The following is a 21,310-nucleotide window of genomic DNA, read 5'->3' as shown; positions in this document are numbered from 1 at the left end:
TGACCTGCGCGACAAGCTCCAAGCCACCCCCCTGCGGTGCCACCATCACCGTATGACGACCAAGGACGCCCGTCCCACCCGCCACGGCTCGGCCTCGCTCGATCCCCTGGGGCCGGCCACGCCGGACGTGGCCGGGGTCGTGCTCACCCTCCGGCGGATCGCCTTCCTGCTGGAGCGGGCGCTGGAGTCGAGCTATCGGATCAAGGCCTTCCGCGGCGCCGCCGCCACGATCGGGGCGCTCACCGACGAGGAGCTGGCCGACCAGGCCCGCACCCGCACCCTCCAGCGGCTGCCCGGCGTCGGCAAGGGCAGCGAGGCCATCGCGCTGGCGGTCCTGAGGGGCGAGGTCCCGGCATACCTCACCGACCTGGAGGCCCGGGAGTCCGCCCCCCTCGCCCGGGACGGCGCCGGGCTGATCGCGCAGCTGCGCGGCGACCTGCACAGCCACAGCGACTGGTCCGACGGCGGGTCCCCCATCGACGAGCTGGTCCTGACCGCCGTCGAGCTGGGCCGGGAGTACCAGGTGCTCACCGACCACTCGCCCCGCCTCAAGGTCGCCAACGGCCTGTCGCCCGAGCGGCTGCGGCGACAGCTGGGCGTGGTCGCGGCCGTCAACGAGATCGTCCCCGACAGCTTCCGGCTGCTCTCCGGCATCGAGGTGGACATCCTCGACGACGGCTCGCTCGACCAGGAGCCCGACCTGCTGGCCGAGCTCGACGTGGTGGTCGCCTCGGTCCACTCCAAGCTGCGGATGGACCCTCCCGCCATGACCCGCCGGATGGTCGCGGCCGTCAGCAACCCGCACACCGACGTCCTCGGCCACTGCACCGGCCGGCTGGTCGCTGGAGGGCGCGGCACCCGGCCCCGGTCGCAGTTCGACGCCCGCGCGGTCTTCGAGGCGTGCGCGGCCCACGGCGTCGCCGTGGAGATCAACTCCCGTCCGGAGCGGCAGGACCCGCCGGACGACCTGATCGCCCTGGCGCTGGAGCTGGGCTGCCTCTTCGCCATCGACACCGACGCGCACGCCCCGGGCCAGCTCGACCTCCAACAGCTGGGGGCCGAGCGCGCCTGGCACCTGGGGGTGCCGGCGGAGCGGATCGTCACGACCTGGCCGCGGGATCGCCTGCTGGAGTGGGCCTCCCGGCGCTGACGGGGACCCCCGCCGGGGCCGATTAGGAGTTCCCGCGAACTGTCCCCTATGCTTTCCAAGTCCTCGACGGGCACGAGCTACAGGAGCGCTGGCAGTCGGGCCCGACGAGACGTCGGTCCCCATCGTCTAGCGGCCTAGGACCCCGCCCTTTCACGGCGGTAGCACGGGTTCGAATCCCGTTGGGGATGCTGGAGCATGTAAGATCTGGAGCGTTGGTCACGGCCAGCCACTCGGATCCGAGTGCTGAGGTGAGACCCCTCTCTTGGCCCCGTAGCGCAGTTGGTTAGCGCGCCGCCCTGTCACGGCGGAGGTCGCCGGTTCGAGCCCGGTCGGGGTCGCCAGTCTCTCCTTCGGGAGAGACTTCGCGATATCTGAGGATGTTGCGAGGCCAGGTAGCTCAGTTGGTACGAGCGTCCGACTGAAAATCGGAAGGTCGGCGGTTCGACCCCGCCCCTGGCCACCACGCGAGCCGCACTCCATCACGGGGTGCGGCTTTCTTGCGTCCCCGTCGGGCGGGCCCGACAGCAGCCTGCGGCACGCGGCGTTCCCTCGCTCACCTCCCAGGTGGCTCTTCCCGCTCCGGGACCGGGGAGCGACCTCGGTGAGCACCGGTCGTTCACCCAGGCTTCCGGGCCTGGCCCCGACGTCCGGGGCGACGCGGGAGGTCGGTGGCTCAGGCGCCGGCCGCCACGGAGCCGGCGCCCAGGTCGAGGGCCCGCAGGGTGGGCAGGATGCAGTCGGCGAGCGCCCGGTGCCCGGCGTCGTTGGGGTGTATGCCGTCCCAGCTCAGCAGGCTCGGATCACCGTCCACCACACGCCGGAAGTCCTCGACGTAGATCGCGCCGTACTCGGCGCAGGCACGCTCGACGTTGGCGACGATCCGCAGGCCTCGCCAGCCGAGGGAGGTCCCCCGGAAGTAGGTCACCGCCACGACGGGCACCCCTGGCAGGCCCCGGGTCAGCTCCCGGAAGTCACGTCGGACGCACTCCTCGACCTGGTCGGCGTCGGCCTCGACGTGCTCCAGGTCGTTGGCGCTCAGACACACGACGACCGCGTCCGGACCGAGCCGGACGGCGGCGTCCAGCAGGGTGGTGTCGGTGGTGGAGGCGGTGAGTCGTCCGGCGGCGTCCCGCGGACCTCGGCGGCGGCAGAAACCCATGCCGTCGATGGCGAGGTTCACCTCCCGCCACCCGAGCTCGGCGCACACCAGGCTGCTCCACCGCCGCTGGGGGGCCGAGATCCCGCGCCAGCCGGTGACGATGGAGTCGCCGTAGAAGACCACGGTGGGAAACCCTCGAGCCGGAGGCATGGCCGCAGGCTAGCAGCGGCCCGCCGATGCCTGTCAGGCAGGTGGCAGCAGCTGGTTCACCTGGTTCAGCGCCCCCGACACCGCGTCCTTGACGGCGCCGTCCACCGCGCCCTGCTGGGAGGCGTCCTCCAGGGTCGACTGCAGCTCCCCCAGCGCGGCGCGAGCGGCCTGCGCGTCGCCCTTGTCGACGGCCCGGGACAGGTGGTGGACCGCCCCGGTGGCGTCCCGGTCGAAGGGCTTGGGCAGCGTCATCGCGTCGACGGCCTGCTGCAGGACGCCGACCGAGGCTGCGGCCGCCGTGGTCCACGTGGGGTCCGGCGCCGGGCTGGTGTCGGTCGGGGTGTCGGCAGGGGTGGGGGTGTCGGTGGGGGTGGGCCGCCTGGTCTCCGTCACGGTCACGGTGGGGTGCGAGGTGGCGGTCCTCGTCGGCGCCGCGCTGGTGCGCCGGGGCCTGCGGGTGGTGGACGTGGCCGTGGCCGTGGGCGAGGGCTCCTCGGTGGTGGTGGGGACGACCGGAGCGGGGGTGGTGGTGGGGGCCGGCGTCGCGGGGGCGCCGGTGCCCGACATGATCCCCAGCCTCCACAGCAGCCCGACCGTCGCCGCCAGGAGCAGGAGGACGAAGACGAGGGCCGCCAGCCCGCCGCGGCGACGGCGCTGCGGCTCCGGCTCGACCCGGCCGGTCCCGGTGGCGGGCTGCGCCGTGGCGCCGGTCGCCGTCTGCGCGGTGGCGCCCGTCGTGGAGGTGGCGACCGGCGCCGGCCCGGTCACCGCGGGCTGGACCCGGGTGCCCCCGGCACCCGCCGACGGGGGCAGCACCGTCGTGGCCGCGGCCTCGCCGGCCTGGGGCAGCACCGTGGTGCGGGGGGCGACGCCACGGCGGATGGCCGCGATCCGGCCGGCCACGTCACCGGCGCTGGCGGGGCGCTCCTCGGGCCGCTTGGCGAGCAGCTGGGCCACCAGGTCGTCGACGGTGGCCGGCACACCGGGGCGCAGGTCGGAGGGGCGCGGCGGAGTCGCGCTCAGGTGCTGGTGCAGGATCGCCAGCGCGTGCTCGCCCTCGAACGGCGGCTCGCCCGTCAGCAGCGCCATGAGGACGCAGCCGAGGGAGTACAGGTCGCTCTGCGGGCTCGCGATCCCGCCCGTCGCCTGCTCGGGCGACAGGTAGGGTGCGCTGCCGATGACCATGGCGGTGGCGGTGAGCCGGCTGGTGCGCGCCTGGTCCAGGCGGGCGATGCCGAAGTCCACCATCTTCAGGGCCCCGCGGGCGTCGAGCATCAGGTTGCTCGGCTTGACGTCGCGGTGCACGATTCCGGCTCGGTGGGCGGCCCCCAGCGCCGACGCGGTGTCCTGGGCGTACTCCAGCGCCTGGTCGACCGGCAGGGGCCCCTCGTCCTGGACCAGCTCCTCCAGGCTCGGCCCGGAGAGCAGCTCCATCACGAGGAAGGCGGTGGTGCCGTCCATGCCGTTGTCGAAGATCGTGACGATGTTGGGGTGGGACAGGGCGGCCGTGGCCTGGGCCTCTTGCTGGAACCGGGCTGCCGCCACGTCGTCGCCCGCCGCCGCGAGGTCGACGGTCTTGACGGCCACCTGCCGCTGCAGCCGCAGGTCGTGCGCCGACCACACCTGCCCCATGCCCCCGCGGCCGATGGAGCGGTCCAGTCGATAGCGTCCCGCCAGCACCGTGTCTGCACTCATGGGGTCATTGTCACAAACGTCGCTGGTGATTCTGCGCCGTACCCGCCCTGTCATCGGAGGGTGAGCATCACCGATCCCAGAGCGACGATCCAGGAGGTGAAGGTGCCCAGGAGGAAGTACTCGGTCACGGTGTCGATCCGCTGACCGGCGCCCCGCTGGTCCTGCAGCTCGGGGAAGCGCAGCAGACCCTTGGCCGCGACCACCACCGCGGCGGCCGTCGGCTGCCCGGCCAGCGCCAGGGTGACGAGGAAGAGCCGCTCCATCGGACCGAGCCAGCGCCCGCCGCGCAGGACGCCGGGCTCACGACGGGCCCCGGCCGCGTCGAGGACGAGCCGGACGACGACGTTGCCCGTCCCCACCTGTGCCACGACCACGGCCAGGACCATGAGGGCACGCGTCGGGGACACCGTGGCGAGCGCCTCCAGCCCCAGTCCGCGCCACCACCGGGCGAGGGGCCCGGCCACGGCGGGGTCCAGCCCGGCCACCGCGAAGCCGACGACGACGGCTCCGAGGAGCACCACCAGGGCCGCCGGACGGTGCGGGTCGGCCGGATGGGCGGAAGACTCCTCCCCCGCCCCCGCCGCGACGGCCGAGGTGGACGCGTGCGCCCAGGCGACCAGCAGGGCGGCCATCAGGGGCAGGGCCACCAGGCGCGGCCCGCCGCCGACGCCCGCGAGCAGCCAGACGACGACGAGCACCGGGACGCCCAGGGCCGCGGGCCACCACCAGCGTCGCCGGGGGTCCAGCTCCGCCCCCGGACGCAGGAGGTCGCCGAGGCCGGCCGCGAGCAGCCAGGTGGCGAGGAAGGTCACGAGCGCTCCCCACGGTCGGGTCAGGCGGGCCGGTCGGCCGCCCGCAGCAGGCGATGGGACTCGACCACCGCAGCCAGACCGCCCCGGGAGACGATCTGGGACACGGCGGACTGGGTGATGCCCTCCTGCCTGGCGATCATCGTCTGGGTCAGGTCCGACAGACCCCCCAGGAGCACCCTCCGCGCGCGATCGTCGAGCGCGGCCACCACCTCGTCCCGCAGCACGAGCACGGCCCGTATGCCGGCTTCGCCGTCCGCGGACGCTCCCGGCCCGTGGGCGTACCAGCTGCGGCAGGACCGGGTCGCCGGCCGCGCGCCCCGCCGCTCGGCCTCCTCGATCGCCTGGCGCGCGGCCCACCACGCCGGGCCGTCCTGCAGCGGCGGGGTGCGCGTGTCGTCCAGGACCTGCACCCGCCCGCGGCCGAGTCCGCACCGTGCGTCCATGTCGGGGAGCAGCAGCAGCCGCACCACCAGGGAGGCCAGGACGGCCTCCCCCGCCGTCGCGTACACCCCCTGGAACTCGTCCCCCACCGTCACCGTGGGCGCCATCACGGCCGGGACCAGCGCCTGGGTCCGCGCCAGGGCCTGCTCCACCGTCCGGTGCAGGGCCATCCGGTCGGTGGTCGCACGCGATCGCACGAGGTCGCCCAGGAGGACGTGCGCGTCGTCGAGGACAGGGACTGCGCGCTGCTGGCCTGGCATGTCGTCGAGTGTAGCGAGCGGCGCCCTGGATATCAGTTGAGAACTGATATCCGGGGCGCCATGAGCAGACGGTCAGTGGGCGAGGCGGGCGCCCTCACCGACCCCGTCGAGCAGCTGGCGGATCTCGGTCTCCCGATACCTGCGGTGACCGCCCAGAGTGCGGATCGAGTTGAGCTTGCCGGCCTTGGCCCACCGAGTGACCGTCTTGGGGTCCACCCGGAAGAGCTCGGCCACCTCGGCGGGCGTCAGCAGCTTCTCGCCATCCTGATCGCGCTGCGGCATGTGTACTCCCCGTGCTCTGGGGGACGTGCGTCCCCGTCGTGTGGACCCTCTCGCCGCTCCGTTACTAAGTCACTCTCAGTAGTCACAGATAGGCATGGAACGTCCGTCTGACTCGAAATGCTACTACCGAATGTAACGTATGAGCGGTGTCTGTGGAATCTTACCCCCATATGGGGGTAACTAGTCCGACCTCAGCAATTGCCGAACGAGGCCACTTGATTACTCCGAGTGTTCACCTACCGCATCGCCCCTCAGCGCGACTGCACATCAGTCCTTCGCAGCATGTACCGTGTCCCTCACGAAGACACGAGATTCCCGGGGTCGCTCCGCCCGCCACGACGTCAGTCGCGGCAGACGATGCTGCTCCGGCAGACGCGCGAGGGGGTCACGCCATGGGGCGCGGCCGGGCCAAGGCCAAGCAGACGAAGGTCGCCCGGGAGCTGAAGTACTTCACTCCCGACACCGATCTGAGTGCTCTTGAGCGAGAACTGCACGCATCGTCGCAGCGTGAGTCGGGCGAGACCCGCAACACGCAGGACGACGAGGACGACTACGACGACTACGACGGCTGGGCAGCCAGCGGGCGCTGATGCCCGTCCTGCGGACCTGACCGCTCGCGGCTTCGGGTCGGCGACGCTCCGGCCTCGGAGATCGCGATCCCTCCGCCTCGACGACAGTGGGGAGGACGACACCCACCGGTGACGTCCTCCCCACTGTCGTGCCTGGCGGGGCTGGAGCCGTCGGCCTGGCAGCGGGCTCGACGGTCGGCCGGGACGGCGGACCGGTGCACCCGGCGGCCGCCCGTCAGCCCCCAGCGGCCGCCCGTCAGCACCCGTCAGTCGGCATACGACCCGAGGAGCTGGACCGCGCCGCCGTCGACCCCCTTGGCGCCGTGCACGACCTCGTGGCCCTCGGCGGGCGTGACGCTCGCCCGGTCGGCGACCCGGCCCATCACCCACGCCGGCAGGTCACGGTCCGCGCACACCGCCAGCGCGCGGTCCACCGACTCCTCGGGCAGCACCGCGACGAAGCCCACGCCCATGTTGAGGGTGCGCTCCAGGTCCGCCAGGGGCACCTGGCCGAGGCGCTGCACCAGCCCGAAGACCGGCGCCGGCGTCCAGGTGGAGCGGTCCAGGGTCGCGAGGACGCCCTGCGGCAGGACCCGGGCGAGGTTGGCCGCCAGCCCGCCACCGGTGACGTGGGACAGCGCGTGGACGTCGACGCCCTCGGCCCTGATCAGCGCCAGCAGGTCGCGGGAGTAGACCCGCGTGGGCGTCAGCAGCGACTCCCCCAGCGTCGTGCCGAGCTCGGCCACGGGCCGCTCGTAGTCCCATCCGGCGGCCGAGAACACGCGGCGCACCAGGGAGTAGCCGTTGGAGTGCAGCCCGGAGCTCGCCATGCCGAGGACGACGTCGCCCGCACGGACCCGCTGCGGACCGAGCACCTCGTCGTGCTCGACCACGCCGGTCGCCGCCCCGGCGCAGTCGTACTCGTCCGGGTCGAGCAGGCCCGGGTGCTCGGCGGTCTCCCCGCCGACCAGGGCCACCCCCGCCTGCTCGCAGGCCGCCGCGATGCCGGACACGATGGCGGCGATCCGCTCGGGCACGACCTTGCCGGTGGCGATGTAGTCGGTCATGAACAGCGGCTCGGCCCCGCAGACCACGATGTCGTCGACCACCATGCCGACCAGGTCGTAGCCGATGGTGTCGTGGCGGTCCATCGCCTGGGCGATCGCGACCTTGGTGCCGACCCCGTCCGTCGAGGTGGCCAGCACCGGGCGCCTCATCCCGGCCAGCGCCGAGGCGTCGAACATCCCGGCGAAGCCGCCAAGCCCGCCCAGCACCTCGGGGCGGGTGGCGCGGCGCACCGAGTCCTTCATCAGCTCGACGGCGCGGTCACCGGCCTCGACGTCGACGCCCGCGGACGCATAGGTGATGGGCTCGCTCATGGGTGGGGCCTTTCTGCGGAGGGGCAAGCAGCGGTATGCCGGGGGAGGTCGCGGGTCGCCCGCCGACGGACCTCTCGGACGAGAGATCGTTCAGACGGTGACGCCGCGCGGGGTGTCGGCCTCGTGGGGGGTGCCCAGGACCTTCTCCTGGTCGCGGGGGACCCCGAGGGGGTACTCCCCCGAGAAGCACGCGGTGCACAGCCGGTCACGGGGCTGCTCGGTCGCACCCACCATGCCCTCCTCGCCGATGTAGCCGAGGCTGTCGGCGCCGATCGCCTGACGCACCGCCTCCACGTCCAGACCGGTCGCGATCAGCTCGGCCCGGCTCGCGAAGTCGATGCCGTAGAAGCAGGGCCAGCGCACCGGCGGGGAGGAGATGCGGACGTGCACCTCCGCCGCCCCCGCCTCACGCAGCATCCGGACCAGCGCCCGCTGGGTGTTGCCTCGGACGATGGAGTCGTCCACGACCACCAGGCGCTTGCCCCTGATGACCTCGCGCAGGGGGTTGAGCTTGAGCCGGATGCCCAGCTGTCGGATGGTCTGCGAGGGGGCGATGAAGGTGCGGCCGACGTAGGCGTTCTTGACCAGCCCCTGGCCGTACGGGATGCCGGACTGCTCGGCATACCCGATCGCCGCAGGCGTCCCCGACTCGGGCGAGGGCATGACCATGTCGGCCTCGACCGGGTGCTCCTGGGCCAGGCGGCGCCCCATCTCGACGCGGGCGGCGTAGACCCCGCGCCCCGCGATGGTGGTGTCCGGGCGGGCGAGGTAGACGTACTCGAACACGCAGCCCTTGCGGGCCGGCTCGGCGAAGGGCCGCGCCCGCAGCCCCGACTCGTCGATGACGACCAGCTCGCCGGGCTCCACCTCGCGCACGAAGCTGGCGCCCACGATGTCCAGCGCCGCCGTCTCGGAGGCCACCACCCAGCCGCGCTCCAGTCGGCCGATGACGAGCGGGCGGACCCCCTGCGGGTCTCGCGCGGCGTACAGGGTCTGCTCGTCCATGAAGACGAAGCAGTAGGCGCCCTTGATCAGGGGCAGGTCGGCGAGGGCGGCCTCCTCCAGGGAGACGTCCTCGCCGCGGCTGCCGAGCAGCGAGGTGACGATGGCGGTGTCGGTGGTGTTGCCGCGACGCATCTCCCCGCCCGCGTCGCCGAAGCCGTCGACGTGGCGGGAGGCGAGGACCTCGCGCAGCTCCTCGGTGTTGATGAGGTTGCCGTTGTGGGCCAGCGCGATGGTGTGGTGCTCGGTGCCGCCGAGGGTGGGCTGGGCGTTCTCCCACCGGCTGGCGCCGGTCGTGGAGTAGCGGGTGTGCCCGATCGCCAGGTGCCCGGTCAGCGAGCTGAGGGAGGTCTCGTCGAAGACCTGCGAGACCAGACCCATGTCCTTGTAGACCAGCATCCGCGTGCCGTCGGAGGTGGCGATGCCCGCCGACTCCTGGCCACGGTGCTGCAGCGCGTAGAGCCCGTAGTAGGCGAGCTTGCCGACCTCCTCGCCGGGTGCCCAGACCCCGAAGACGCCGCAGGCGTCCTGCGGGCCGGACTCCCCGGGAAGGATGTCGTGATTGAGTCGACCGTCACCTCGTGCCACCGCGCCAGTGTCCCACAGCGCCGGGAGGGGTCACCTCCGGCGATCGAGCAGCAGGGCGACGACCGCTCCGAGCAGGGCACCCAGCCCGCCACCGACGACGGCGAAGTACATGAGCACGCGACCGAGCCCGTAGGTCGCGTGGGAGGGGTCCAGCCGGGCCTCGGAGATCATCGCCAGACCAGTGGCGAGAATCACTCCCAGCACCGCTCCGGTGATGATGAAGCGGGAGAAGCTGGGCTGGCCCCGACGGGGGCGGGGCGCGGGCTCGGTCACGGCAGCAGTCTATCGAGCGACGGCCCGCTGCGGGGGTCCGGCCGCCGCGGGGGTACGGGCACGCCGCGGCCCCGCTCAGCGGGCGAGCAGCCTTGAGGCCACCTGCGCGAGGACCCGCTCGTCCCCGGCGTAGGGACCCTCGGGCCGGGGCCGGTGGGTGATCACGTCGGTGAAGCCCAGCTCGGCGAGCCGGCCCACGACGTCCTCGAAGCGGTCGGCCGACTCCAGCGCGAAGCGGTGGGCCGGGTCGGCGTGGACGTAGCGGCGGAAGCCCACGGGCGGGGCGAGCTCGGCCATCCGGCCCGAGAGCTCGCGCAGGCTGCGCCACCAGGCGGCCTCGTCGTCGCCGTGCAGGCCCGTGGTGACCCAGGCGTCCCCGAGCTCCACGGCCAGGCGCTGCGCGCGCGGTCCGTTGCCCGCCATCACGAAGGTCGGCCGGCAGGCGGGCACCGGGAGGGTGCGCACGTCGACGCACGTGAAGTAGGCGCCGCGGTGGTCGACGTGGTCCTCCCGCAGCAGCCGGTCGAGCAGCCGCGCGAACTCCGCGAAGCGGTCGACCCGCTGCCCGACGGTGAGCCCGGGTCCCCCGAGCGCGCGGGAGTCCCGGTCGCCGCCGGTGCCCAGGCCGAGCAGCAGCCGCCCCTCGGACACGTCGTCGAGGGACAGGACGTCGCGCACGAAGGCGCCCGGGTGGCGGAAGTTCGGGCTCGCCACGAAGGTCCCCAACCGGGCCCGGGAGGTCACCAGCGCCGCGGCCGTCAACGTCGACACGGTGGAGAACCACGGCGCGTCCGGCAGGCCCGACCAGGTGAGGTGGTCATAGGTCCACAGGTGGTCCCAGCCCATGTCGTCGGCCTCGCGCCACAGCGGCTCGGCGTCGCGCCAGCGGTGCTCGGGCAAGATCGTCAGCCCCAGGCGTGGGCCGGGGCGGGCCGGCGCCTCGGGCGGGTCGGGCCTGGCGGTTCCGGGGCTGGCGGTGTCGGGGCCGGGGACGTCCGGCCGGGCGGCGCCGGTCCCGGCGGCGGCCGTCTCGGCAGTGGTCATCTCAGTACTCCGCGGCGCTCGACGGGTGGACCAGGGGCAGCAGCGCGCCGATCGCCGCGCGCCGCCCGCTCGCCCGCACCCGGCCGTCGGTCACCGCGTCGTCCCACGAGAGGGCGCCGGTCGCCACCCGCAGCCAGGTCACCGCGTCGGTCTCCACCACGCTGGGCGGGGTGCCCCGGGTGTGCACCGGTCCCTCCACGCACTGCACGGCCCCGAAGGGTGGCACCCGCACCTCCAGGCTGCGGCCGGGGTGACGCTGCTCGAGCTCCTCCAGCAGGTGGCGCACCGCGGTGGCCGTGGTGGTGCGGTCGGCGGTGTCGGGCCCGGCGAGCCAGCGGTCCAGCGCCTCGCGGCCCTGGGCGACGGGGATGCGGCGGCGAGGAGGCATGCGTCCGATCCTGTCAGACGAGCGGGGGTGCGGGGGTGGTCCGGCCGCAGGCCGCGGCCTACGGCTGCTGCTGTCCCGGGCGCGCAGGGCCGGCGAGGGGACGTCGCCCGTGGTCAGGACGGGCGTGGGCCGATCCTGCGTGGGACCATGAGGGCATGCGCGCCACCATGATCCACGCCCCTCGAGACATCCGCCTCGAGCAGACGCCCGACCCCACCGTGCTCGCCCCCACCGACGCGGTCGTGCGCGTGGTGCGGTCCTGCATCTGTGGCTCCGACCTGTGGCCCTACCGCGGGGTCAACCCGACCGACGAGCCCCACCCGATCGGGCACGAGTACGTCGGCGTGGTCGAGGCGATCGGCGCCGACGTCGCCACCGTGTCCGTGGGGCAGTTCGTGGTGGGCGGGTTCACCTACTCCGACAACACCTGCGAGATCTGCCGGGAAGGCATGCACAGCGCCTGCGAGCAGGTGGGCTACTACGGCTCCCCCGACCGACAGGGTCGCCCCGTCGGGGGCTGCCAGGCCGAGCTGCTGCGCGTGCCGCTGGCCGACGGCACCCTTGTCGCGACCCCCGAGATGCCGGCCGACGAGCTGCTGCCGTCCCTGCTCACCCTGTCCGACGTGATGGCCACCGGCTGGCACGCCGCCGTGTCCGCCGGCGTGCGCGACGGCGGCATGGTGGCCGTCGTGGGCGACGGCGCCGTGGGCCTGTGCGCGGTCCTCGCGGCTCGCGAGCTGGGCGCCTCCCGGATCATCGCCATGTCCCGGCACGCCTCCCGCCAGGAGGTGGCGCGGGCCTTCGGCGCGACCGACGTGGTCGAGGAGCGCGGCGACGAGGGTGCCGAGCGGGTGCGCGAGCTCACCGGCGGCCACGGGGCGCACCACGTCCTGGAGTGCGTCGGCACCAAGGACTCCATGGCCCAGGCGTTCGCCTCGGCCCGGCCCGGCGGGCACGTCGGCTTCGTCGGGGTGCCGCACGGCGGCGAGGCGCCGATGGAACGGATGTTCCGCAAGAACATCTCCCTCGCGGGCGGCATGGCCCCGGTGCGGCGCTACCTGCCCGACCTGCTCCGGCGGGTGCTCTGCGGCGCCATCGAGCCGGGCCGCGTCTTCGACCGCACCCTGCCCCTGGACCAGGTGGCCGAGGGCTACCGCGCGATGGACGAGCGACGGGCGATCAAGGTCCTGCTGGAGCCGTGAGCGACGAGGAGGCTTCTCCCGGCATACGGCTGGACTGGCTGGACGGGCGGACCGGGCGCGCCGCCACGGTGATGCGCGACGGGCACCCCCAGTCCTTCGTCGACCTCGACGACCCGACGGTCCTGGCCTTCGAGTACGTCCAGCACTTCGCCTGCGTGCTCGACGCGCTGCCGCCCGGGCCGCTCGCCGTCACCCACGTCGGCGGGGCCGGGCTGTCCCTGGCGCGCTACGTCGAGGCCACCCGGCCGGGTTCGCCCCAGATCGTCCTGGAGCCGGACGCCGAGCTCACCGAGGCGGTGCGCCGCGAGCTGCCCCTGCCCCGACGGCACCGGATCCGGGTGCGCCCGGTCGACGGGCGGTCCGGGGTGGCGGCGCTGCGCGACGGGTCGGCCGACGTGGTCGTGGTCGATGCGTACGCCGACGGCCGGGTGCCCGCCGACCTGGGGACCGTGGAGTTCCTGACGGACCTGGCCCGGGTGCTCGCGCCCTCAGGCGTGGTGCTGCTCAACCTCGCCGACGAGGCCGCCGGCCGCTACGTCGCGGCGGTGGCTGCGGGCGCCGCGGTCGCCGGGCTCGGGCAGCAGTGCGTCCTCGCGACCCACGACGTGCTCAAGGGGCGCAGGTTCGGCAACTCGGTGCTCGTGGCGTCCACGTCGCCGCTGGACCTGGACGAGCTCCGGCGACGGGTGGCGCGGTCGCCCTTCCCGACCGGGGTGCGCGCCGGGCCCGAGCTGGTCCGCCGGGCAGCTGCGGTGCGACCGCTCACCGACGCGGCGAGCACCCGGTCCCCCGAGCCCCCGAGCCTGGGCGCCTGGCGCCTGCGCTGACGGACGGACGGACGACTCATCCTCGCCGCCCACTACGGTTGCGCACAATTAAGTTGTGTGCAATATTCACGGGGTGATCGTCCGTCGAGCCCAGGAGCCGACCCCCACCGGCGCGGTGCAGCGCCGTCGAGCGGCCCTGGTCGACCCGTGCGCGGACGAGATCACCACCCGGCGACCCGGCACCCGCCCGGTCGCCGCCATGCCTCACCTCCGAGGAGAGATCCCATGAAGACCCTCTACACCGCCGAGGCCCTGGCCACCGGCGCCGGTCGCAGCGGCCACGTCCGCAGCTCCGACGGGCTGGTCGACCTCGCTCTGGCCGTGCCCCGCGAGATGGGCGGCCCGGGCGGGGCGACCAACCCCGAGCAGCTGTTCGCGGCGGGGTATGCCGCCTGCTTCCACTCGGCGCTCCAGCTCGTGGCCCGCGAGGCCAAGGCCGACCTCGGCGACTCCGGCGTCGGTGCCCGGGTGGGGATCGGCCCCCGCGACGACGGTGGCTTCGGGCTCGAGGTGGCCCTGGAGGTCGTCGTCCCCGGCCTGCCTCACGAGCAGGCGCAGCAGCTCGCCGACCGGGCCCACGAGGTCTGCCCCTACAGCAACGCCGTCCGCGACAACGTCGCGGTGACCGTGACCGTCCGGGAGGGCCGATGACCACGCTGCACGACTTCACCGCCACCACCCTCACCGGCGAGGAGCAGGACCTGTCCACCTACGCCGGGAAGGCCGTCCTGGTCGTCAACACCGCCAGCAGGTGCGGGCTGACCCCCCAGTACCAAGGACTGCAGACCCTCTACGACGACTACGCCGACCGCGGCCTGACCGTCCTCGGCTTCCCGTGCGACCAGTTCGCCCACCAGGAGCCCGGCGACGCCGACGAGATCAGCCAGTTCTGCACCCGCAACTACGGCGTCACCTTCCCGATGTTCGCCAAGGTCGACGTCAACGGCCGGGACGCCCACCCCCTGTGGCGCTGGCTGCGCACCCAGCACGGCGGACTGCTCGGCGACGCCGTCAAGTGGAACTTCACCAAGTTCCTCGTCGACCCCCAGGGCCACGTCGTCAAGAGGTACTCCCCCACCACCGCGCCTGACGCGATCCGGGCCGACCTGGAGACCATCCTTCCCGACACCGCCGAGGAGGAACGTCCGTGACCGCACCGGACCTGCGGGTGCGGGCCCTGGGGGGAGCACTTCGGCTCTTCTCCGTCGCGCGAGCCACGCCCGAGCAGATCGTCGCCCGTCAGGGCCGGTCCCGCGGGCACGGCCGGGTGCTGGACCACGTCTTCGGCGGACTGGTGCCGGGCGTGACCGTCCAGGACACGGCCGTCCGCTCCGGGGAGCATCGGCCGCCGCTGCGCGTCTATCGTCCCCAGGTCGACGCACGCGGCCCCGACGACGCTGCGCTCCCCCTCGTCCTGCTGCTCCACGGCGGCGGGTGGGTGGCCGGCGACCTGGACGGGTATGACTGGATCGGCAGCTCGGTCGCCTCGGGTGCCGGCGCGGTCGTGGTGTCGGTCGACTACCGCCTCGCGCCCACCCACCCGTGGCCGACCGCGGCCGAGGACTGCTGGGCCGCGCTCCTGGACGTGGTCGACCGCGCCGAGGAGTGGGGTGCGGACCCGACGAGGCTGGCCGTGCTGGGTGACAGCGCCGGCGGCAACCTGGCCGCGGTCCTGACCTTGATGGCACGTGACCGCTCGGGTCCGACGATCACGGCGCAGGCGCTGGTCTATCCTTCGACCGACCTCGACTCCGAGACCAGGTCGATGGTGGTCAACGCGCACGCCCCGATCCTCGACCAGCGTGAGGCCTTGATCTACCGGGACCTCTACGTCCCGCACGAGCCGGACCGGCACCACCCCTATGCCTCGCCCGCCCGCGCGCACGACCACCACGGGTTGCCGCCGGCGCTGATCCAGGTCGCCGAGCACGACCCGCTGCGCGACGACGGGCTGCGCTACGTCGCGCTGCTGCGCGAGGCCGGCGTCCCGGTGCGGGAGACGACCTACGTCGGGATGCCGCACGGCTACCTGTCCTTCCCCGGGATCTGCCGCAGCGCGCCGCAGGCCATGGCCGAGCTCACGGCCTTCCTCCGGGACCGGCTGGGCCCTCGTCCGCGGCCGCCGGCCACGGACCCGGGCACCTCGGACTGACCCACCCCCAGGGAGCCGGTGCTCACCACGGCGGGGGCACCGGCTCCCGGCTTCCCTGCCGCAGCGGTGGGCGTCGGAAGCCGGGCGCGGGCGACGCTCAGCCGACGGCGGCGCGGGCGTTGCGGAACATCCGCAGCCAGGGGCTCTCCTGCTCGACGGGGCCGTCGGTCCACGACAGCTGCACGTTGCGCTGCACCCGCTCGGGGTGCGGCATCATCGCGGTGAACCGGCCGTCCGCCGTGGTGACCGCGGTCAACCCGTCCGGCGACCCGTTGGGGTTGGCCGGGTAGCGCATCGCCGGCTCTCCCGCGTGGTCGACGAACCGCATCGCCCGGGTCACGTCGGCGAGCGAGCCCTGGCGGGAGAAGTCGGCGCGGCCCTCCCCGTGGGCGACGGCGATGGGCAACCGTGAGCCTGCCATGCCGCCGAAGAAGATCGACGGCGAGTCCAGCACCTCGACCTGGGACAGCCGCGCCTCGAACTGCTCGGAGCGGTTGCGCGTCCACCGCGGCCAGGCCTCGGCGCCGGGGATCATCTGCGCGAGCTCGCCGAACATCTGGCAGCCGTTGCAGATCCCGAGCCCGAAGGTGTCGCCCCGCCCGAAGAACGCACCGAACTGCGCCTCGAGGCGCGGGTCGAAGATCACCGACCGGGCCCACCCGGCGCCGGCGCCGAGGGTGTCGCCGTAGGAGAAGCCGCCGCAGGCCACGAAGCCCGCGAAGTCGCCCAGGTGCGCCCGCCCGCTCTGCAGGTCGGTCATGTGCACGTCGTGCGCCTCGAAGCCCGCCCGGTCGAAGGCGAAAGCCGTCTCCACGTGGGAGTTGACGCCCTGCTCGCGCAGGATGGCGACCTTGGGTCGGGCTCCGCGCGAGAGGTATGGCGCCGCGAGGTCCTGCGTCGGGTCGAAGGTCAACGTCACCGACAGCGGGGACGGGGCGGCTCCCACCGTGGCGTGCTCCTCGTCCGCACAGTCGGGGTTGTCGCGCAGCCGGCAGATCCGCCAGGACACCTCGTCCCAGGTCTGGGCCAGGTCGCGCAGCGGCTCGTCGAGCAGGGGGCGGCGGTCGGGGATCTGCAGGACACGGACCTGGGCGTCGTCGGTGGTGCGACCGGCGACGCGGGAGAGCTCGCCGAGCCCGTGGGCGTGCAGGACCTCCAGGACGCGCCCGGCGTCGTCGACCGCGCAGCCGAGCACCACGCCGAGCTCCTCGGCGAACAACGCCGGCACGGAGGGGACCTCGAGCTCCAGGCCGGTGGCCCCGGCGAAGGCCATCTCGCAGGCCGTGGCCCACAGCCCGCCGTCGGAGCGGTCGTGATAGCTGGTGACCAGCCCGGCGGCCCGCAGGTCGTCGAGGGCTGCGGCCAGCGCGACGAGGCGCGCCGGGTCGTCCAGGTCCGGCACGGTCTCCCCGAAGGCGCCGCTGACCTGGGCCAGCATCGAGCCGCCGAGGCGGTCGCGGCCGGCGCCGAGGTCGACGAGCACCAGGGCCGAGCCGGGGCGCAGCTGCGGGGTGAGGGTCCCGCGCACGTCCTCCGTCGAGGCGAAGGCCGTGACCACCAGCGACACCGGCGAGGTGACCTGCCGGGCCTCGCCGGCCGGACCGGTCCAGCGGGTGCGCATCGACAGCGAGTCCTTGCCGACGGGCACGCCGATGCCGAGGGCCGGGCACAGCTCCAGGGCGACGGCCGCGACGGTGTCGTAGAGCGCGGCGTCCTCGCCCTCCTCGCCGCAGGCGGCCATCCAGTTGCAGGACAGCTTGACCCCGGGCAGCGAGACGGGGGCGGCGAGCAGGTTGGTGAGCGCCTCGCCGACCGCCATCCGCCCGGACGCGGGGGCGTCGACGGCGGCCAGCGGCATCCGCTCGCCGGAGGCCATCGCCTCGCCGGCGAAGCCGACCAGGTCCCCCAGGGTCGCGGCCACGTCGGCGACCGGCACCTGCCAGGGACCCACCATCTGATCGCGGTGGGTGAGGCCACCGACGGTGCGGTCGCCGATGGTGACCAGGAAGCGCTTGGACGCCACCGTGGGGTGGCGCAGCACGGCGTGCGCCGCCTCCCGCACGTCGAGCGCCTCGACGTCGAACGGGTCGCCCTGACGGACCACGCGGGTCACGTCGCGGGTCATCCGCGGCGGCTTGCCGAGCAGCACCTCCATCGGCAGGTCGATGGGCCGGTCGGCCGGGTCCTGCGCGAGCGGCTCGCCCACCCGGTCGTCCGAGAGCACCAGGCGGCCCTCGTCGGTGGCGACGCCGACCACGGCGCAGGGGCAGCGCTCCCGGTCGGCGAGCGCGGTGAGCACCGGCAGCGACTCCGGCGCGATCGCGAGCACGTACCGCTCCTGCGACTCGTTGCACCAGATCTCCTTGGGCGCCAGTCCGCTCTCCTCCAGCGGCACCGCCGCGAGGTCGAAGCGCGCCCCCAGCCCGGCGCCGTCCACCAGCTCGGGGAAGGCGTTGGACAGGCCGCCCGCCCCGACGTCGTGGATCGCCAGGATCGGGTTGCCCTCGCCGAGCGCCCAGCAGTGGGTGATGACCTCCTGCGCCCGACGCTCGATCTCGGGGTTGCCGCGCTGCACCGAGTCGAAGTCCAGCTCGGCGGCGTTGGCCCCGGCGGCCAGCGAGGACGCCGCGCCGCCGCCCATGCCGATGCGCATGCCCGGCCCGCCCAGCTGGACGAGCAGCGTGCCCGCCGGGAAGCGGACCTTCTCGGTCTGGGAGGCCGAGATCGTGCCCAGGCCACCGGCGCTCATGATCGGCTTGTGGTAGCCGCGGTGCACGCCGTCGACGGTCTGCTCGTAGACCCGGAAGAAACCGCCCAGCGCCGGCCGCCCGAACTCGTTGTTGAACGCCGCCGCCCCGATCGGCCCCTCGACCATGATCTGCAGCGGGCTCGCCAGGTGCTCCGGCGCCCCGAGGTCCTCGGTCTCCCAGGGCTCCTGCGTGCCCGGCAGCCGCAGGTTGCTGACCACGAAGCCGCTCAGTCCGGCCTTGGGCGCCGACCCGCGACCGGTCGCCCCCTCGTCGCGGATCTCGCCCCCCGCGCCGGTCGCCGCCCCGGGGAAGGGCGAGATCGCGGTCGGGTGGTTGTGGGTCTCGACCTTCATCAGGACGTGCACGTCCTCCTCGACCGGGCCGTAGGCCGAGGGCAGGTCGTGCTCGGCCGGGAGCCAGCGGGTGCGCCGCCCGCCCGCCATGATCGAGGCGTTGTCCTGGTAGGCCACGACCGTGCCCTGGCCGTTGACCTCCTCGGTGTGCCGGATCATCCCGAACATCGACCTGGTCTGCGGCTCCCCGTCGATGACGAAGTCCGCGTTGAAGATCTTGTGGCGGCAGTGCTCGGAGTTGGCCTGCGCGAACATCATCAGCTCGACGTCGGTCGGGTTGCGCCGCAGCCCGGTGAACGCGTCGACGAGGTAGTCGATCTCGTCCTCGGACAGGGCCAGCCCGAACCGCGCGTCGGCCTCCCGCAGCGCCTCGGCGCCGCGGGCGAGCACGTCGACGTGCTCCATCGGCTCGGCCTCGCGCTCGGCGAACAGCCCGGCCACCTCGTCCCGGGACGCCAGCACCGTCTCGGTCATCCGGTCGTGCAGCACCGCCGCGGCGCGGACCCAGTCCGGCGGGGACAGCTCCTCGGGGGCCTGCAGCCGCACCTCCATGACCCGCTCGACGCGGTGGACCTCCAGCCCGCAGGAGTGGGCGATGTCGGTGGCCTTGGAGGCCCACGGCGACACCGTCCCCAGCCGGGGTGCGACGACGACCAGGGTGCCGTCGCCGGGGCCCGGGACCACCGGGTCGCCGTACGTCAGGAGCCGCTCCAGGGTCTGCCGCTGCGTCGCGGTCAGCTCGCCGTGGCTCGCCACCCAGTGCACGAAGCGGGTCTGCAGGCCGGACACCTGGGGGACGGCGGCGCGCACCCGGGTGAGCAGGGCGGCGGCGCGGAAGTCCGAGAGGGCCCGGCCACCCTCGACGACGGTGAGCACGAGGTCGTGCGAGGACATGGCTTCTCCTGAGAAAGGCGCGTGGGAGCGCCCTCAGGCTACCGGAGCCAGCTCAGTCGTCCTCGCCTGCGTAGACACCGGTGCCGAAGCCCTCGACCCGCTGGTCCAGGGCGACGTCCGCGCGGCCGTGGTGACGTCCGACGTGCTCGCCGGCGCCGGCCGGGATCGGCGCGATGGCCCCGATGCCCTCGGCGTAGACCTCATCCCACTCGTCCATCGAGCCGACCACGACGGTGGAGCCCTCACCGTGGACCCCGGTGACCTCGTAGCCCTCGCCCACGAGACGGGCGCCCAGCTCGCGGGCCCGGGCCAGGTGCGCCTCGGTCACCGGGCCCGCCACGCTGAGCAGCAGGCGCTTGCCCTCCCGCACCCGCGTGAACTCCCCGAACCCCTGGTCGGCGGCGCGCGCGCGTCCGTCGGGGCTCTCGGCTGTGGGCATGGCGTTGACGACGATGCGACCCATGCCCCGAGGATATCCGGGCCGGGTCGCATCGTCCCGGCGGGGTGATCCCCGCGGGCCGGCGGTATGCCGAGGGGCCGTCAGCCCTGGGCCAGGTCCGCGCGGATCGCGTCGATGTCGCCGCGGATCGCGTTCTCGTCGAAGGGGATGTCCAGCAGCCGCAGGCGCGCGGCCAGCGACGACAGCTGCTCGAGCTCGCTGAAGCCCTGCTGGGTCTGGGCCTCCATCGCCGCGGTGGTCTCGGCCATCTGGTCGGTGACGCCGCTCTCGGCGCACATGTCCTGCCACTTGTACAGCGGACGGCGGAAGCGGTCGACCTCGCGCACGGCGGCGCGGATCTGGTCCGGCACCACGCCCACCTGCTCGCGCACCTCCCGCACGTCGGTCGCCACGGCCTGGGCGCCCTCCCCGAGCGCCTCGCACAGCAGCCGCATCGACTCGCGGGTGTCCTTGACGTCCTCGGTGGGCCGGTTGCCGTCGATCAGCTCGGCGGCGAAGGTGCCGACCATGATGTTGTGCAGCCGCAGCAGCGCGATGCGCAGCCTCATGCGTCCGACCTGGTCCTCCAAGGAGGTGAGCCGGGGGGAGAGCTGGGTGAGCTCGCCGGAGGCCGTGCCGGCCCGCTCGCCCATCTCCTCGGCGAGGGAGACCAGGTCGGGCGCCTGCTCGCTGACGGAGGCGGCGCCCTCCCGGGCCGAGCGCATCACGGCGGTGAGGCGCTCGATGGTGGGGGTGGCGGTGGCCGCGGTGGCTCGCAGCTCACCGGCCACGGCGGCGTACTCGTCGAGCTGGTCGACCAGCTGGGCGGTCTCGTCGTCGAGGGCGTGCATGCACTCGAGGATGTCCGCGAGGGGGCCGGTGGCGTCCGGGCGGTAGGGCAGCCCCTCGCTGTAGAGCGCGTGCTGGGCCATCTCCGCCGGGAGCGTCGTCCGGGTGAAGGCCTCGAACGACGCGATCCCGAGGGAGGACAGTCCGTGGGCCAGCGTCTCCGCGCCCTTGACGGCGGCGTCGTGGGCCGAGGCCCCCTCCTCACGCGCCCGCCGCTCGGCCGGGTTGGCGAAGTGGTAGAGGTTGCGGGAGGCGTCCCAGAAGTCCTGGGACAGCGGGCGCATCCGGACCGACAGGAAGCCCTCGCCGAGCGGCATCAGGGTCGCGAAGACCCAGTAGTTGCCGCCGTCCTTGGCGAGGTTGTTGACGTAGGCGCAGGCCGGCCGCCCGGCCAGGAGCTCGTCCCAGACGAGCTTGAAGGCGCCACCCGGCATGTCGGGATGGCGGATGATGTTGTGCGGTGCCCCGACCAGCTCCTCGTGCGTGTAGTGCGACAACCGCACGAAGGTCGAGTTGGCCTGCTCGATGACACCCTTGCGGTCGGTCGTCGAGAAGAACAGCTCGTCGACGCCGAAGTGATGCTCGGCACCCGTGGGCTGGACGGCGGACTGCACCGACATGTTGGGACTCCCGTGATCTGGTGTGACGCTCC

At 73.7% G+C, this 21,310-nt stretch carries 21 protein-coding genes and 3 tRNA genes; 11 read left to right on the top strand and 13 right to left on the bottom strand.

Annotated features, from left to right (window positions below; all coding sequences use genetic code 11):
* The first annotated feature begins 52 nt into the window (after positions 1-52).
* From ACK2IS_RS03160 to ACK2IS_RS03145, 4 genes are all read left to right on the top strand, one after another.
* Entirely contained in the window at positions 53-1,150 is a 1,098-nt protein-coding gene (locus ACK2IS_RS03160) for a PHP domain-containing protein (RefSeq protein ID WP_409484710.1), read from the top strand.
* Between the two features lie 115 nt (positions 1,151-1,265).
* A tRNA-Glu gene (locus tag ACK2IS_RS03155) sits at positions 1,266-1,338 on the top strand.
* Between the two features lie 76 nt (positions 1,339-1,414).
* Positions 1,415-1,491 (top strand) — tRNA-Asp (locus tag ACK2IS_RS03150).
* Positions 1,492-1,536: 45 nt separating this feature from the next.
* A tRNA-Phe gene (locus tag ACK2IS_RS03145) sits at positions 1,537-1,613 on the top strand.
* A gap of 210 nt (positions 1,614-1,823) precedes the next feature.
* Here the strand turns inward: ACK2IS_RS03145 and ACK2IS_RS03140 are convergent.
* From ACK2IS_RS03140 to ACK2IS_RS03120, 5 genes are all read right to left on the bottom strand, one after another.
* The gene (locus ACK2IS_RS03140) at positions 1,824-2,459 is read right to left on the bottom strand and encodes an SGNH/GDSL hydrolase family protein (protein ID WP_409484709.1); all 636 of its coding nucleotides are present in this window, start codon (positions 2,457-2,459) and stop codon (positions 1,824-1,826) included.
* A 33-nt stretch (positions 2,460-2,492) separates the two neighbouring features.
* On the bottom strand, positions 2,493-4,154 hold the full coding sequence (locus ACK2IS_RS03135) for a protein kinase domain-containing protein (protein ID WP_409484708.1): 1,662 nt from the start codon (positions 4,152-4,154) through the stop codon (positions 2,493-2,495).
* 50 nt (positions 4,155-4,204) lie between these two features.
* A complete protein-coding gene (locus tag ACK2IS_RS03130) occupies positions 4,205-4,966 on the bottom strand; it encodes a hypothetical protein (RefSeq protein ID WP_409484707.1) in 762 nt (253 codons plus the stop codon).
* A gap of 20 nt (positions 4,967-4,986) precedes the next feature.
* Positions 4,987-5,667 carry a SatD family protein gene (locus ACK2IS_RS03125; RefSeq protein ID WP_409484706.1) on the bottom strand — a complete coding sequence of 227 codons (681 nt, stop codon included), beginning with the start codon at positions 5,665-5,667 and terminating at the stop codon, positions 4,987-4,989.
* A gap of 72 nt (positions 5,668-5,739) precedes the next feature.
* Positions 5,740-5,949 carry a BldC family transcriptional regulator gene (locus ACK2IS_RS03120; protein ID WP_409484705.1) on the bottom strand — a complete coding sequence of 70 codons (210 nt, stop codon included), beginning with the start codon at positions 5,947-5,949 and terminating at the stop codon, positions 5,740-5,742.
* Positions 5,950-6,341: 392 nt separating this feature from the next.
* Between ACK2IS_RS03120 and ACK2IS_RS03115 the strand changes: the two genes are divergently transcribed.
* Positions 6,342-6,539, top strand: coding sequence for a DUF3073 domain-containing protein (locus ACK2IS_RS03115; RefSeq protein ID WP_409484704.1), 198 nt, complete (start codon positions 6,342-6,344; stop codon positions 6,537-6,539).
* 245 nt (positions 6,540-6,784) lie between these two features.
* Here ACK2IS_RS03115 and purM read toward each other — a convergent pair whose 3' ends face one another.
* The 5 genes from purM to ACK2IS_RS03090 all read right to left on the bottom strand — a co-directional run bounded on the left by purM (position 6,785) and on the right by ACK2IS_RS03090 (position 11,192).
* Complete coding sequence (purM, locus tag ACK2IS_RS03110; protein ID WP_409484703.1) at positions 6,785-7,897, bottom strand: phosphoribosylformylglycinamidine cyclo-ligase; 1,113 nt, start codon at positions 7,895-7,897, stop codon at positions 6,785-6,787.
* Between the two features lie 90 nt (positions 7,898-7,987).
* Entirely contained in the window at positions 7,988-9,487 is a 1,500-nt protein-coding gene (gene purF, locus ACK2IS_RS03105) for an amidophosphoribosyltransferase (protein ID WP_409484702.1), read from the bottom strand.
* 30 nt (positions 9,488-9,517) lie between these two features.
* Entirely contained in the window at positions 9,518-9,760 is a 243-nt protein-coding gene (locus tag ACK2IS_RS03100; protein ID WP_409484701.1) for a hypothetical protein, read from the bottom strand.
* A 75-nt stretch (positions 9,761-9,835) separates the two neighbouring features.
* Entirely contained in the window at positions 9,836-10,804 is a 969-nt protein-coding gene (locus tag ACK2IS_RS03095; protein ID WP_409484700.1) for an LLM class flavin-dependent oxidoreductase, read from the bottom strand.
* 1 nt (position 10,805) lies between these two features.
* A complete protein-coding gene (locus ACK2IS_RS03090; protein WP_409484699.1) occupies positions 10,806-11,192 on the bottom strand; it encodes a sterol carrier family protein in 387 nt (128 codons plus the stop codon).
* A gap of 155 nt (positions 11,193-11,347) precedes the next feature.
* Between ACK2IS_RS03090 and ACK2IS_RS03085 the strand changes: the two genes are divergently transcribed.
* From ACK2IS_RS03085 to ACK2IS_RS03060, 6 genes are all read left to right on the top strand, one after another.
* Positions 11,348-12,394, top strand: coding sequence for a zinc-dependent alcohol dehydrogenase family protein (locus tag ACK2IS_RS03085; RefSeq protein ID WP_409484698.1), 1,047 nt, complete (start codon positions 11,348-11,350; stop codon positions 12,392-12,394).
* The gene (locus tag ACK2IS_RS03080) at positions 12,391-13,221 is read left to right on the top strand and encodes a spermidine synthase (RefSeq protein WP_409484697.1); all 831 of its coding nucleotides are present in this window, start codon (positions 12,391-12,393) and stop codon (positions 13,219-13,221) included. The genes ACK2IS_RS03085 and ACK2IS_RS03080 overlap by 4 nt, the downstream gene beginning before the upstream one ends.
* A 73-nt stretch (positions 13,222-13,294) precedes the next feature.
* A complete protein-coding gene (locus tag ACK2IS_RS03075) occupies positions 13,295-13,450 on the top strand; it encodes a hypothetical protein (RefSeq protein WP_409484696.1) in 156 nt (51 codons plus the stop codon).
* Positions 13,447-13,872, top strand: coding sequence for an organic hydroperoxide resistance protein (locus tag ACK2IS_RS03070; protein ID WP_409484695.1), 426 nt, complete (start codon positions 13,447-13,449; stop codon positions 13,870-13,872). Before ACK2IS_RS03075 ends, ACK2IS_RS03070 begins: the two co-directional genes overlap by 4 nt.
* Positions 13,869-14,372, top strand: coding sequence for a glutathione peroxidase (locus ACK2IS_RS03065; protein WP_409484694.1), 504 nt, complete (start codon positions 13,869-13,871; stop codon positions 14,370-14,372). Before ACK2IS_RS03070 ends, ACK2IS_RS03065 begins: the two co-directional genes overlap by 4 nt.
* The gene (locus tag ACK2IS_RS03060; protein ID WP_409484693.1) at positions 14,369-15,373 is read left to right on the top strand and encodes an alpha/beta hydrolase; all 1,005 of its coding nucleotides are present in this window, start codon (positions 14,369-14,371) and stop codon (positions 15,371-15,373) included. Before ACK2IS_RS03065 ends, ACK2IS_RS03060 begins: the two co-directional genes overlap by 4 nt.
* Before the next feature lie 97 nt (positions 15,374-15,470).
* Here ACK2IS_RS03060 and purL read toward each other — a convergent pair whose 3' ends face one another.
* From purL to ACK2IS_RS03045, 3 genes are all read right to left on the bottom strand, one after another.
* Positions 15,471-19,370: a phosphoribosylformylglycinamidine synthase gene (gene purL, locus ACK2IS_RS03055; RefSeq protein WP_409484692.1), complete on the bottom strand. Its 3,900-nt coding sequence runs from the start codon at positions 19,368-19,370 to the stop codon at positions 15,471-15,473.
* A gap of 52 nt (positions 19,371-19,422) precedes the next feature.
* Positions 19,423-19,833: a hypothetical protein gene (locus tag ACK2IS_RS03050; RefSeq protein ID WP_409484691.1), complete on the bottom strand. Its 411-nt coding sequence runs from the start codon at positions 19,831-19,833 to the stop codon at positions 19,423-19,425.
* Positions 19,834-19,910: 77 nt separating this feature from the next.
* Complete coding sequence (locus ACK2IS_RS03045; RefSeq protein ID WP_409484690.1) at positions 19,911-21,278, bottom strand: hypothetical protein; 1,368 nt, start codon at positions 21,276-21,278, stop codon at positions 19,911-19,913.
* Positions 21,279-21,310: the final 32 nt, after the last annotated feature.

The organism is Arsenicicoccus dermatophilus (assembly GCF_046267915.1).
In the GTDB taxonomy this organism is placed as follows: Bacteria; Actinomycetota; Actinomycetes; order Actinomycetales; family Dermatophilaceae; genus Arsenicicoccus; species Arsenicicoccus dermatophilus_A.
Note: the sequence above shows the minus strand (reverse complement) of the source record. Positions and strands in the feature narration are given on the sequence as shown.